11 protein-coding genes are annotated in these 13,771 nt (G+C 59.8%); 7 read left to right on the forward strand and 4 right to left on the reverse strand.

Annotated features, from left to right (window positions below; genetic code table 11):
- Nucleotides 1-33 precede the first annotated feature (33 nt).
- Entirely contained in the window at nt 34-1,380 is a 1,347-nt protein-coding gene (locus tag AC3ZVB_RS19870) for a hypothetical protein (RefSeq protein ID WP_194693501.1), read from the reverse strand.
- Nucleotides 1,381-1,662: 282 nt separating this feature from the next.
- Between AC3ZVB_RS19870 and AC3ZVB_RS19875 the strand changes: the two genes are divergently transcribed.
- From AC3ZVB_RS19875 to AC3ZVB_RS19895, 5 genes are all read left to right on the forward strand, one after another.
- Entirely contained in the window at nt 1,663-3,111 is a 1,449-nt protein-coding gene (locus AC3ZVB_RS19875) for a sensor histidine kinase (protein ID WP_490147502.1), read from the forward strand.
- Nucleotides 3,112-3,296: 185 nt separating this feature from the next.
- Nucleotides 3,297-6,104 carry a multicopper oxidase domain-containing protein gene (locus AC3ZVB_RS19880; protein ID WP_490147503.1) on the forward strand — a complete coding sequence of 936 codons (2,808 nt, stop codon included), beginning with the start codon at nt 3,297-3,299 and terminating at the stop codon, nt 6,102-6,104.
- A complete protein-coding gene (locus AC3ZVB_RS19885) occupies nt 6,101-7,126 on the forward strand; it encodes an SCO family protein (RefSeq protein WP_490147504.1) in 1,026 nt (341 codons plus the stop codon). The genes AC3ZVB_RS19880 and AC3ZVB_RS19885 overlap by 4 nt, the downstream gene beginning before the upstream one ends.
- A gap of 91 nt (nt 7,127-7,217) precedes the next feature.
- A complete protein-coding gene (locus tag AC3ZVB_RS19890; RefSeq protein WP_162439497.1) occupies nt 7,218-8,705 on the forward strand; it encodes a sensor histidine kinase in 1,488 nt (495 codons plus the stop codon).
- Nucleotides 8,674-10,101, forward strand: coding sequence for a sigma-54-dependent transcriptional regulator (locus AC3ZVB_RS19895; RefSeq protein ID WP_490147505.1), 1,428 nt, complete (start codon nt 8,674-8,676; stop codon nt 10,099-10,101). The genes AC3ZVB_RS19890 and AC3ZVB_RS19895 overlap by 32 nt, the downstream gene beginning before the upstream one ends.
- Before the next feature lie 5 nt (nt 10,102-10,106).
- Here the strand turns inward: AC3ZVB_RS19895 and AC3ZVB_RS19900 are convergent, their stop codons facing one another.
- Nucleotides 10,107-10,487 carry a hypothetical protein gene (locus AC3ZVB_RS19900; RefSeq protein WP_194693495.1) on the reverse strand — a complete coding sequence of 127 codons (381 nt, stop codon included), beginning with the start codon at nt 10,485-10,487 and terminating at the stop codon, nt 10,107-10,109.
- Between the two features lie 341 nt (nt 10,488-10,828).
- Here AC3ZVB_RS19900 and AC3ZVB_RS19905 point away from each other — a divergent pair, with 341 nt between their 5' ends.
- Nucleotides 10,829-11,635, forward strand: a complete 807-nt coding sequence (locus tag AC3ZVB_RS19905) for a class I SAM-dependent methyltransferase (RefSeq protein WP_490147506.1) — start codon at nt 10,829-10,831, stop codon at nt 11,633-11,635.
- A gap of 121 nt (nt 11,636-11,756) precedes the next feature.
- Nucleotides 11,757-12,140 carry a c-type cytochrome gene (locus AC3ZVB_RS19910; RefSeq protein WP_490147507.1) on the forward strand — a complete coding sequence of 128 codons (384 nt, stop codon included), beginning with the start codon at nt 11,757-11,759 and terminating at the stop codon, nt 12,138-12,140.
- A gap of 243 nt (nt 12,141-12,383) precedes the next feature.
- On the opposite strand, the gene AC3ZVB_RS19915 is transcribed toward AC3ZVB_RS19910, so the two are convergent.
- Both AC3ZVB_RS19915 and AC3ZVB_RS19920 read right to left on the reverse strand, forming a co-directional pair.
- Nucleotides 12,384-12,956: a chorismate mutase gene (locus AC3ZVB_RS19915; RefSeq protein WP_490147508.1), complete on the reverse strand. Its 573-nt coding sequence runs from the start codon at nt 12,954-12,956 to the stop codon at nt 12,384-12,386.
- Between the two features lie 153 nt (nt 12,957-13,109).
- Nucleotides 13,110-13,550, reverse strand: a complete 441-nt coding sequence (locus AC3ZVB_RS19920; protein WP_490147509.1) for a phage infection protein — start codon at nt 13,548-13,550, stop codon at nt 13,110-13,112.
- Nucleotides 13,551-13,771: the final 221 nt, after the last annotated feature.

Genomic DNA, 13,771 nt, shown 5'->3' on the forward strand with positions numbered 1-13,771 from the left:
TGCCTCCTGATGAGGATCTGGGCATGTGGGCGTTCATTGCACGATGACCACTTCTTCGGTGTCGCTGCCGCCATTGGATGACGTCACGCGAACCTTGGCCGGCGGGATTGGCGAGATGCCGGTGGCCAGGCTTTTCACCGCGCCATCGCCACTCAGTGCACCGATCGCTGCGCCGGTGCTGGACGTTGCCGTGAGCACCGGCGGCGACGTTTCATCGCTGGTCGAGGCCTCAAGGGTGAGTTGCCCGGAACTCAGGCTGTACTCGGCACGCTGGATCACCACCAGGTCAGTCAGCGCCATGGGCAGCGTGGTCGGCGTGCTGCTGGCGATGGCGAGGTGGTTGTCGGCGGTCACTTGCAAGGTGGTTGGCAGGGTAGGGTTGACCGACGACTGCGCGTACCAGTTGCCGGTGGTGTCGGCTTCGCTCAGGTTCAGGACCGGCGTGCTGCTGGTGAGGGCAACGGTGGCCGGTGGCGGTGGCGCCATCACGAAAACGTCTTGTTGGGCGACCGGTGCGCTGTCACCTGCCTTGCGCGAGTAAGTGCTGCGCTGGGTGATCATCGGTGTCGGGCGCACCACGGTCGATAATTTGCCCGAGATGGCAAACACCGTGGTGCGCAGGTCCAGGCCATTGGGCCCTTCGATGCGGATGTAGTTGGTGTTGAACGGGCTGCCGGTGACCGCCTCATTGAGGTTGGGGTCGCCGACGAATTGTTCTGCGCTGCCGGTTACCGGGTTGGTCTCGGTGTAGGGACCGTTGACGCTGCGCAGGAACGGGCCGACGTCACCCTTGAGCGCGCCGTCGTAGGTTTTTGGCGAACCGATACCGATGTCCCGGGTCATGTTGATCGCCCGCCGCCCGGGGGTGTCGATGTTGAACACATCGACGCCGTAGGGGTGGGTGATCACGTAGGTGCCGGCGGTGGGCACGTCGACACGAATCCGGACGCGGGCGAAGCTGACCTGATCACCTTCCACCGGTTCTTCGGCGGCGAAGGCCGCTTCGATGGCTGAGCCATAGGCCAGATCGATGCCCCTGGCCGCATCGACGATTGCACCGTCAGCGGTAAACCAGAAGGCTTCATCGGGGAAGTTGGTGGGGAAGACCACCGGCTGCGCGTCGTCGAAAACACCTGGCGTGGGCAACAGGTTACACATGTAGCTCGGCGCGCCAGGTGCACCGGGTACGCGAGAACTCACGGCCTTGGACAGGCACAGGTCGAGAGTTCGACCATGGGTGTCCTGGTACCAGGCGGCGAAGCCACCGTTGTCGGGCAAGTAGGGGCCGGGATCGACCGCAAACAGCGCCGCCTGAGCGACACCTTGAGCTAGAGCACTGACGACCAGGGCGGCCGCCGTTTTGGACAGTAAAGGGTGCATGAGTATTCCCTCTATCGGAGACCTGTCCCTGGGGGATGGGCCAGTTAAGAGGGGTTTTGGCAACTTCCATACCAACACACGAAAATCGCCCGCACAGCCCCGGCGTACAGGCTTGCGCTGGTACACGGAAGGCTTTCTGCGAAAAAACCCGACGGGCCTCTGTCCCCACAGTTGGGGGTAGATGGGGGCGGGGGGGGATTGGGGGGCGGCAACCCCCGGAATCGGGCAAACATCAGCGAGTGGGCTATAACCCTATAGGGGAAACCGTGGGGAATATCGTCGATGAATATGCCAACACAAACGCTCCAGTCCGAGCAGGGCGATGTCCGTTTGAGCGCGCGAAAGCAGCCGTTTAATCTGCTGCGCTGGTTTTCGCTGATCAGCCTGGCGGTGATCGGCACGGTGGCAGTGGCGCTGGGGGCAGTGTCGACGCGGTTTGTGATTACCGAGAGCGTGCAGCGTGATGCGTTGCTGACCTCGCAGTTCATACAGGCGATCGCGTCGGCCGAAGTACGTCACGTCTCGATCCCTCACGTGCGAACCATGGGCGAGTTGCTCGATCCGCGCCAGGACAGGAATTTTCCCGACGTCGATCCGCTGGCACGCGCGGCGGCTCGCGGTGAGTTTCTGGACCACATCGAGCATTTGCCGGACGTGATCCTGGCCAACATCTATGCGCCTGACCGCACCGTGATCTGGTCGACCAACCCGGCCTTGATGGGCACCACGATTCACGCCGATGAAGACCTGGAAGAAGCGTTCAAGTCCAGGATTCCGGTCTCTGCCAGCTATCACGATGTCGACAAATCGCGCATGGAGCAGAAGTTCGTCACGCCACCGGAATACATCTTTATTGAAAACTACATTCCGCTGTTCGATGCCGACGGTGACAAGGTCACGGCGATGGTGGAGATCTACAAGGAACCCAGGGACCTGATCGATCGCATGGAGCGCGGACTGCTGCTGATTTGGCTGGCCACGGCGCTGGGCGGTGGCCTGATTTACCTGGGGCTGTACTGGATCGTGCGGCGCGCGGCGATTTTGCTGGCGGCGCAGCAGAAGCAATTGATCACCAACGAAACCTTTGTCGCCCTGGGTGAAATGTCTTCGGCGGTGGCCCACAGTTTGCGCAATCCGTTGGCAACCATCCGCTCCAGTGCCGAGCTGGCCCTGGAGTTCGACGCGGGCGCGGCGCGCAAGAACATCAATGACATCATCGGTCAGGTGGACCGGATGTCGAAATGGGTGAGGGAGCTGCTGCAATCCTTGCGTCCGCTCAATGACGAAGCGGAGCCGGTGAACCTGGTTGCGGCGTTGCACGACAGCCTGATGGCGTTCGAGCAGCAGATCGCCAAGGCCTCGATCCAGGTTGAGTTCGCGCCCGCGACGACCCCCATGGTGCTCAGCCAGCAGGTGCAGTTGTCCCAGATCCTCAACAGTGTGCTGTCCAACGCACTGGAAGCCATGGAAAAGGGCGGCACGCTGAGCATCCGGCTGGAGTCGACCGACGATCAAACGGTGAGCGTGGTGGTGAGCGACAACGGCAAGGGCATGACGGCGGAGCAACGCAAGATGGCGTTCCGTCCATTCTTCACCACCAAGCAAGGCGGGCTGGGCGTTGGCCTGGTATTGGTCAAGCGGATCATGGAGCGGTTCGGTGGCTCGGTAACCCTGGAAAGCCGTGAGGGCGAGGGCACCTGTGTCCGTCTGACGTTCAAACTTACCCCCTGAAAACGGGTGCGAACTTTCCCCGGTAGCGGGTGTCATTCCCCAGTCGTTTTTTCAGTCATGGCACATTGATGCTGTTAAGCCATTGTTTTGTTAAGTATTAATACTTTTGTATAAAGTTGTTACAAATATGGCGAGCTCCTTGCAAAACCACCAGCACCCCCTTCATGACGTCGAGGCGGCTGGTGATGGACATAAAAGCGCGGCACCCCTTCAAATGGTTCGGTCTGATGGCGCCTCTGAGCGTCGTGCTCACTGTCACCCTGGGCTCGGCGACGTTGCGCGCCAGCCCTATCGATGATGAACGACAGCCCGAAACCACGGACCCCTCGGCTTACTACGATGAACCCGAGGACAAGCCGGCCGCCTTGAACGCCATCCTGACCATGCCCGAGGCCAACGAAGATTCTTTCGACCTGCCCGATGGCGTCAAAGGCAGCCGAGACACCACGCGTCAGGAAAACATCCTGCCGCCGACGGTACAGACCAGTTTCAATTACCCCACCAACGGCAAGCCGAGCCCATTGTTTGGTGCGCAGCCGTTCACGCAACAGCTGGTGCTGTTCGAAGAGTTCGGCCCGGAGAAACTCGACCCCACCACACCGGCAGCCCCTTTGCCATTTCCACCGGCGGCCATCGGCCCGGCGCCACAGCAAGACCCCACCAGTGCGGCGCGCAGTGCGCCACCGAGTGCGGCACTCGATGCCTTCTTGCGCCAACCGGGGCTGACACCTTTCCCGAGCCAGTTCTCCAACGTGGTCGACCGCAACCCGTGGCAGGCGCAGATCGAATATTTCCTCAACCGGCACATTGGCTCGTCTGCCGAAGGCCGCCCGCCAGGAAAGGGTTGGTCCCATCAACGCTGGAACGAGTTCTACCCGCAACTGGCCTACAAGACTGTGCAGACTGGCGCGCGCGTCAATGGCGGCTTGCGTGACAGTCGTCAGATGCACGGCTATGCACTGGGCGAGTTCGGCCCCGGTGGCCTTTACCACAATGTCGCTGGCGTACCGGCCACCGATGGCACTGCCAAGGGCGTCGACGCGCGTTTCCATCCGAACATGCCGGTGCAGAATCACAATTCGGTGTGGACCTTCGACGGCACCCTGCCACCCAAATTGTTAATGGTCCGTTACGGACAGCCCGTGCTGATGCGCCACTACAACGGCCTGCCGATCGACCCGGCAGCGAACATGGGCTTTGGCCTGCACACCATCAGTACCCACGAACACAACGGTCACGCACCGGCGGAAAGCGACGGTTATGCCAACGCGTTTTTCTTCCCCGGCCAGTATTACGACTATCGCTGGCCGATCCAGTTGGCCGGTTATGACAGCATCAATACCGACGCCCATGACCCGCGTGCGGCGTTCCCTTGCGCGCCGGGGGAAACCCTGTGGACCAACGACCTCAGCCCCAGCCGCAAGACCTGCGAGAACGGCACGATCAAGATTCGTGGCGACTGGCGCGAAACCATGAGCACCCACTGGTTCCACGACCACATGCTCGATTTCACCGCGCAGAACGTCTACAAGGGCAACGCGGCGATGATGAATTACTACAGCGCCCTGGATCGCGGCAACGAGTCGGTCAACGACGGCGTCAACCTGCGTTTCCCCAGCGGTAGCGCCTTGCCGTGGGGCAACCGCGACTATGACGTCAATCTGGTGTTCGCCGACAAGGCGTGGGATCAGAGCGGTCAACTGTGGTTCAACCCCTTCAACACCGACGGCTTCCTCGGTGACCAGATGCTGGTCAACTGGCAGTGGAAACCGGCCCTGGATGTGCGTGCTCGCAGCTACCGGTTCCGCCTCCTCAATGGCTCGGTGTCGCGCTATTTCAAGTTCGCCATCGTGCGCGAGATCAAGGGCACCAGTGGCGAGTTCCAGGGGCCGAAGAACTCCGGGGTTTCCTACGCTCGCGTGCCGTTCCACATGATCGCCAACGACGGCAACATCATGGAGCACAGCGTGCCGTTCGACGGCACCATGGACCTGGACGCGGATGGCAATAAAAAGAATCACTTCGCGATTCTGCCGACCCAAGGCATCGCTGAACGCTTCGACATCATCGTCAACTTCGCGAAAAACGGCATCAAGGCCGGCGATAAAATCTTCGTGGTCAACCTGATGGCCCACGACGACGGCAAGGGACCCAAAGAACCCATCGAACTGGCGGATGTGCTCTCGGAAAAATACCTCGCGGTGATCAAACAAAGCAGCAAAGGACCGCAGTGGGACAAGGGTGATCCCAGCGTGGGCAAAGTGCTGCAGCTCAACGTCAAGGCCTACACCGGCCAGGACCTGGCCATGGACCCGGCGGCCTATGAACCGGCCAAACCGGGCAAGGCTGAAGGCATGGTGATGATTCCGCTGAAAATCCACCGCGACAACGCAGCCGACAAGGTATTGCTGGCTCAGGCCCGTCACCGCACCTTCACCTTCGGCCGTTCCGACGGCACCGATGAAGCACCGTGGACGGTCAAGACGGACGGCGGTTTCGGTTTCCACATGGACCCTCGGCGGTTGAACACCGCCACCCAGTTGAAAACCGGTCCGACCGACGCGGGCGTCAGTGGCTTCGGTACCCTGGAGGTGTGGAACATCAAGGCGGGCGGCAAGGGCTGGAGCCATCCGGTGCATGTGCACTTCGAGGAGGGGATCATCCTCAGTCGCGGCGGCAAGGCACCACCGGAATGGGAAAAATGGGCGCGTAAGGACGTGTACCGGATCGGCTCGGAAAACGATGGCCTGGACAGCGTCGAGATGGCGATCAACTTCCGCGAATTCGCCGGGACGTACATGGAGCACTGTCACAACACCCAGCATGAAGACAACTCCATGCTGCTGCGCTGGGACATCGAGAAACCGGGGCAATTCCAGTTGATGCCAACGCCTCTGCCCAGCTGGGACGGTGTTCGTTACGTCAACTCGGCCGCGCTGCCAACCTTCCGCAATGGCGACGGCTTTGGCCCGCAAGTGACGGTGACAAAATGAACCGCACGGGAGCCGACACAACACCACACACGCCGCGCTCCCGCGCCCTGGGCATGCACCTCGTGCTGCTGATGACCTGTCTGCTGGGCAATCAGGTGCTGGTGGCTCACGAGGTTGCAGCGCCGCCGACCCCGTCGGCGACACCCTGGGGCGGCGACTATTTCCCCAACACCCTGCTGACCGACCAGAACGGTCGGCGGGTGCATTTTTTCGATGACCTGATCAAGGGCAAGGTGGTGGTGATCAATTTCATCTTCACCTCGTGCAGCGATTCCTGCCCCCTGGAAACCGCGCGACTGCGCCAGGTGCAAACGCTGCTGGGTGACCGGGTCGGCAAGGACATCTTTTTCTACTCCATCAGCATTGATCCCTTGAGCGATACGCCCGAAGTGCTCAAGGCCTATGCACAACGGTTCAAGGTCGGACCGGGCTGGCAATTTCTCACCGGGGAATTCGCCGATGTCACCGAGTTGCGGCACAAGCTCGGTCTGTTCATCGAAGGCGTCGACAATGGCCGCAGCAAGGACCACAACCTGAGCCTGATCGTGGGCAACCAGGAAACCGGTCGCTGGATGAAAGCCTCGCCCTTTGAGAATCCGTGGATTCTGGCGGACCAACTGGCCAACACCTTGCAGAACTGGAAGCAACCCAGTATCGAAGAAAGCTACGCCGATGCGCCCGAGATCCGCCCGCCGAGTAACGGTGAAGAGCTGTTCCGCACCCGCTGCGCCTCGTGTCATAGCCTCGGCCCGCAAGACGGGCAGGGCATCGGCATGCGCAGCATCGGGCCGGACCTGATTGGTGTGACCCGTCAGCGCGATCCGGCCTGGCTGAACCGCTGGATTCGCGAGCCGGACCGCATGCTGGCGGAAAAGGACCCGATTGCCGTAGAGCTGTTCGAACGCTTCGAAAAGATCCCGATGCCCAACCTGCGAATGGATGAACAATCGGCGCAGTCCATCATCGATTTCTTGCAGGAAGAGACGCAGCGCCAGCAAACACTGGCCGCTCAAACACAATAGCGGCGAAATACTATCATTGGACCGTCGGTGGCGATTAATGCCACCTACACTGACTTGAAATACCGCTGTAGAAGCAAAGCGGAATACGCCCATGCCGAGATCAGAACAACAACTACCTGCGCCGGTACCGGCCGCAGAGCGTAAGGGCTGGCCCATCCAGTTCAATCTGCTGCGCTGGTTTTCCGTCGGCAGTTTTTTGATCATCACGGTCGTGGCGTTGGGATTGGGTTTCATTTCCACGCGGTTTGTGGTCCAGGAGAGTATCGAGCGCGACTCCATGCTGACCGCGCAATTCATCCAGGCCATCGGTGCGGCGGAAATCCGTCACGCGTCGATCAACCCCAACCGGACCATGGGCGAAATGCTCGACCCGCGCGATGACAATGCTTATCCCGACGTCGACCCCGGGACTCGAGCGAATGCGCGCATCGAGTTTCTCGACCACGTGGAGCATCTGCCGGACATTCTGTTGGCGACCGTGTACGCCCTCGATCGCACGGTGGTGTGGTCGACCAACCCTGAGCTGATCGGTGTGCGCATTGAAGACGACGATGAGCTCGACAAATCCTTTGAAATGAAGGAGGCGGTGTCCACCAGCTACCACGAGATTGATGACGAGCGTCCTGAACAGCGACTGTTGCGCGAGCCCGAATATCTGTTCATCGAAAACTACATCCCGATGTTCAATGCCGACAAAAGCAAAGTCATCGCCATGGTGGAAATCTACAAGGAACCGGTGGACCTGGTGGCCCGTATCCAGCGCGGCTTCAAGGCGATCTGGCTGGCGACCGCACTGGGCGGCGCAGTGATTTATCTGGGGTTGTTCTGGATCGTGCGGCGGGCGGCCACATTGCTGCAGAGCCAGCAAACCCAATTGATCGCCAATGAAACCTTCGTCGCCTTGGGCGAGATGTCCTCGGCGGTGGCTCACAGTTTGCGCAACCCGTTGGCGAACATCCGCTCCAGTGCCGAACTGGCCCAGGAAATTGCCAGCCAGAGTGCACAAAAGAACATTGGCGACATCATCAGTCAGGTCGATCGCATGTCCCGCTGGGTGCGTGAGTTGCTGGTGTCCCTGCGACCGGCCAATGACGACTCCGAAGCGGTGGACTTGATGCTCGCCGTCGACGATACGCTCAGCGCCTTTGATGCGCTGATCAAGCGTTCTAACGTCGAAGTGCGCTTCACGCCTTTGGCGGTCGAACCGATCGTCAGCCAGCGCGTGCTGCTCACGCAAATTCTCAATAGCCTGTTTGCCAATGCCCTGGAAGCCATGCCCAAGGGGGGCGTGTTGACCATCGAATTCGATGCAGCCCAGGCCGGGTACCTGAGCATGACATTGAGCGATACCGGCAAGGGCATGACTGCGCAGCAGCAACAAATGGTCTTCAAGCCGTTCTTCACCACCAAACAAGGTGGGTTGGGGGTGGGCCTGGCGTTGGTCAAAAGAATAATGGAGCGTTTCGATGGCTCGGTCGAACTGACCAGTCGAGAGCAGGAGGGAACTCGCGTCTGTCTCAACTTTAAAGTAGCAACGGGAGGGGAATATGGAACACAGCATACTGCTGGTCGAGGATGACGAACTTCTCGCCGAGAATATTCAGACCTACCTGGAGCGCAAGGACTTCGAGGTGACGGTTTGCCACTCGGCCGAAGATGCACTGGAGCAATTGCGCACGTTCGCGCCGGACGTGGTGCTGACCGACAACTCCTTGCCGGGCATGAGCGGTCACGACCTGATCCAGAAGCTGCGCGTCAGCGCGCCGGACCTGAAAGTGATCATGATGACCGGCTACGGCAACGTCGAAGACGCCGTGGTGGCGATGAAAGAAGGGGCGTTCCATTACGTCACCAAACCGGTGGCCTTGCCGGAACTCAAGTTGCTGTTGGACAAGGCCCTGGCGACTGACCGCATGGAACGCACACTGTCGTTCTATCAAGAGCGCGAAGCGCAGAAGTCTGGCGTGCAGGCCTTGATCGGCGAATCGGCACCCATGCAATACCTCAAAGGCACCATCGCGCAATTGCTCGACGCCGAGCGGCGCATGGCCAATACCGACCTGCCGCCCGTGTTGGTGGAAGGCGAGACGGGTACCGGTAAAGAACTGGTGGCGCGGGCGCTGCATTTCGACGGGCCGCGCAGCAAAGGGCCGTTCATTGAGTTCAACTGCGCGTCGATTCCGTCCAACCTCGTGGAATCCGAACTGTTCGGCCATGAGAAGGGCGCGTTCACCGACGCCAAGGACCGTCGCGTCGGGCTGGTGGAAGCCGCCGATGGCGGGACCTTGTTTCTCGATGAAGTGGGCGAGATGGACCTGCTGCTGCAAGCCAAGCTGCTCAAGCTGCTGGAAGACCGGACCATCCGCCGGGTTGGTTCGGTCAAGGAGCGCAAGGTCGACCTGCGGGTGATCAGCGCCACCAATTGCAACCTTGAACAGATGGTCCAGCAGGGCAAGTTTCGTCGCGACCTGTTTTTTCGGCTGCGGATCATCTCGATCAAGGTGCCGCGTCTGTATGCCCGTGGCGAAGACATCCTGTTGCTGGCCCGGCACTTCCTGGCCGCCCACGGTAAACGCTATGGCAAGCCGAACCTGCATTTCAGCGACCAGGCCGAAGAGCTGCTGCTGAGCTACAGCTGGCCGGGCAACGTGCGCGAGTTGCGCAACATGCTCGAGCAGACCGTGCTGCTGGCCCAGAGCGACACCATTGCCGCGCATCAACTGAACGTGTGCCTGAGCCTGGTGGACGACCCGCCCGTGTTGCAGGAGCCTCAGCACTTCGAGCCGCGTCCGACCTACAACGGCACCGAATCGATGAACCTGCCGGAAGTGGAGCGCGACATGGTGCGCAAGATGCTCGACAAAACCGACTGGAACGTGACCAAGTCCGCACGATTGCTGGGCCTGAGCCGTGACATGCTGCGCTACCGGATCGAAAAACTCGGCCTCTCGCGCCCGGACAAACGCCAATGGTAGTCAGGTCACAACGACGGTCCCCGGCTGCGGCAGGCGAGCAGGCAGGTGGGGTCCTGGACTTCTTCGTTCACGTAGACACCGCGTTCCGGGTCGTAGGAGCGGATGAACACGCGAACGGTGGCGTCGGCGATCGTCGGCAGGCGCGAGTCGGAGAACGTGTGCTGGCTGGAAATCGGGATGAAGGTTTGCGGTGACGCCGGGATGTAGGCCCCCGGCGGTATCGTGCTTATAGATGGCGGGGAGGGGTGAGCGAAAGGCTGGTCCGCGCCGTAGTAGTGAAGCTCACTGTTGGAGGTGTCGGTTTGCATCAGACTGTCATCGGCCTGAACGCCCTGGGCGGTGATGAGGCAGAACGCTAACGTAAACGTCAGTTTGCTTGTTTTCATGGCTGCACCTGCGTAACCGGTTTTGCTGCGTTTCCCCAAGGTCATTAACTATAGCTGGTAGGCAGCGACTCCGAGCTTGAGCGCACGCGATCCCCTGTAGGAGCTGCCGAGTGAAACGAGCCTGCGATCTTTTGATCTTGCTTTTTAAAAGACAAGATCAAAAGATCGCAGCCTCGTTTCACTCGACAGCTCCTACCAGCTCCTGCACAGCACGCGTTCCTCCCGGCAGCAGTGATGTGCAGCCCACCCTTTACAACATTCCTACAAACCCGAATGGGTATTTCCAGAACGCTCACCTACACTCGTGGCCTTCAATCGAGACCCGAGTTCTGGAGCCTGCAATGGAAATGCTGACCAACGAAACAGCCATCGCCAGCAACCGCGATGCGTGGAACGACTCTGCCCGTCATCACAAGGATTCCCCTGAATGGCCGGCATTGCTCGAGGCTGTCACGCACAGCGATTTCAGCTGCATCGACGACACCTTGCGCGGGGTGTTGGAACACGTCGGCGTGGCCGGCAAAGACGCCGTGCAAGTGGGCTGCAACAATGGCCGGGAAAGCCTCTCACTCTTCGCATTGGGTGCCCGCAGCGTTGTCGGTATCGATCAGTCGCAAGCCTTTCTCGATCAGGCGCGGGAACTCGCCGCCCGTTCGCCCCATTGCGCGACGTTCATCGAAGCCGACATCCATCACCTGCCCACCGAACTTCACGAACAATTCGACTTGGCGCTGATCACGATCGGGGTTTTGAACTGGATGCCGGACATCGCTGAATTCTTCCGCCATGTCGCGCAGATCCTCAAACCCGGTGGCGCGTTGGTGATCTACGAAACCCACCCGTTCCTGGAAATGTTCGACCCCGAAGCAAATGATCCGTACCGCCCGGACAGTTCGTACTTTCGCAGCGAACCCTTCGTGCAAAACCAGCCCATCGTCTACGAAGGCAAGGTCGAACAGCAGGCACCTGCGTCGTACTGGTTCGTGCACACACTGGGCGCCATGTTCAGCGGCGCCCTTGATGCCGGGTTGCGCATCAGTCACTTCAAGGAATACCCGCACTCCAACCGCGAAGAGCTGTATGACCGGTATCAGCAGCAAAAGGCGCAGTTGCCGTTGTGCTTCACCTGGGTGGGCATAAAAGGTTGATCGAGTGACACCTTCGCGAGCGAGTCAGTTAGCAGAAACGGCGAGCGATGAGTAACCTGTGGCGAGGCGCGCGTCTGCTCGCCACAGGTTCAGTGTCATGTTTGGCTGATTTGGAGTGAAAATGAAGAACACCGCTGTACTCGCCTTGATGCTCGGCGCAGGACTGATCACCGTGCAGGCACAGGCGGCCGGCGATGCTGAGGCAGGGCAAAAGCTCTTTAACCGGATATGCGGCGGCTGCCACCAGGTCGGCGAGTCCGCGCGAGCGTCCTTTGGTCCGCAGCTCAACAACATCTTCGGACGCCAGTCCGGCAGTACAACGGACTATCAGTACTCGGACGCGATGAAATCAGCCGGCATCGTCTGGACCCCCGAAACACTCGCCGCCTACCTCGAAGCCCCCAAGAAAGTGGTCCCGGGGACCCGTATGATTTTCTGGGGACTCAGCGATCCGGAGAAAGTCGAGGATGTGATGGCGTACCTGCAGTCGTTTCAGGGCAAGTGATTTGACGAGCGAAGGTCAAAAGATCTCCAGCGAAACTCGTCCCTTGTAGCCGCTGGCGAAGCCTGCGTCCGGCTGTGGTGTGGCGAGGGGATTTATCCCCGTTCGGCTGCGCAGCAGTCGTAAAGATTTGGGGGCCGCTGCGCGACCCAACGGGGATAAATCCCCTCGCCACACCACAGCCGGACGCAGGCTTCGCCAGCGGCTACAGGTTAAGTGTTGTCTCAACAATGGGTGCGAAACTCATCACTGATCCGTAATACACAAATCCCCCGTCGCACGAATCAGCGCCTGACCGTGCAACGTATCCTTGATCAGCCCCGACCGTGCCTTTGCCAGCCAGTCTGCGCAGCTCGGGTCTTTGCGATAAGGCGCGAAGGCCGCGTAGTGCTGCAATAGTCTTTTTTGCAACTCATCCAGTTGGGGCCTGATCTGTTTGGCAAGGTCGGGCCTTGGCGTATCAGGCGCTTTGCCGGCCGCTTGCCAGTGGGCGAGCAACCCGTACTGAACCAGCTTGCTGGCTTCAATCTGCGCGGCAATCAATTCCGCGACTTCATCCGGGTCCAGCTTGCGGTCAGTCGCCTGCTTTCTGGCGTTGGCAATGACCTGCGCCTCCCGCGCACTGTCCTGAGTCGGCAGGTGAGTGTCCCATTTGCTCAGCGCGACGAGGTCAGCGAGGTTCAGTCGCTCGTTCATCGTCACCAGCAGCGGTTGCAAACTGGCAGGTGCTGGAGGGAGCGTATGGGCGTGGGCAGCACACACAAAAAAACCGGCAACGACACCGGTTACAAGCTTCGAAAAGGAAGGGCAGAGGAGCATTGGCAAAAACCTCTTAAGCGCAGAATTTACGACTCAACTGTTATGTATCACAGCTGCGGCCGCGGCATTAAGTGGCGATTGAATGTTTCACCCACAAAAAAGCCCGGCTGATAAGGCCGGGCTTCTCGTTGAGTGCTGACGTAGAGCGGTACATCATACGGCGCGGCTTTCGATCAGACGATCCGAACCACCTTCAGCCACGCGGCGTTCAATCAGACGATCCGAACCACCTTCAGCCACGCGGCGTTCGATCAGACGATCCGAACCACCTTCGGCTACACGGCGTTCGATCAGACGATCCGAACCACCTTCAGCAACGCGGCGTTCGATCAGACGATCCGAACCACCTTCGGCCACACGGCGTTCGATCAAACGATCCGAACCACCTTCAGCCACACGGCGTTCGATCAGACGATCGGAACCACCTTCGGCTACACGGCGTTCAATCAGACGATCGGAACCACCTTCGGCTACACGGCGTTCGATCAGGCGATCCGAACCACCTTCAGCGACAACCGGCTGAGTTGAAGTGGCGGCAAAAGCATTCACTGCGAAAACCGAAAAAGCGATGCTGAGGAGGGTCTGGCGTTTCATGATGGTGTGCTCCGGGGTGTTATTGGTTGGTATGGATGCGATTTTACGCCCCGGAATTTTTATGAGAACTTCATTGGAGTGATGGTAACTATCGATGCCAGCAATGGTCATCCGAACTGCTCACACCCCTGTAGGAGCTGTCGAGTGGAACGAGGCTGCGATCTTTTGATCTGTTACAGCTACCACCCAGCTTTCCGTTGATACCATCCACCCCCTGACAA

This window comes from Pseudomonas sp. MDV22-iso1, assembly GCF_058145095.1.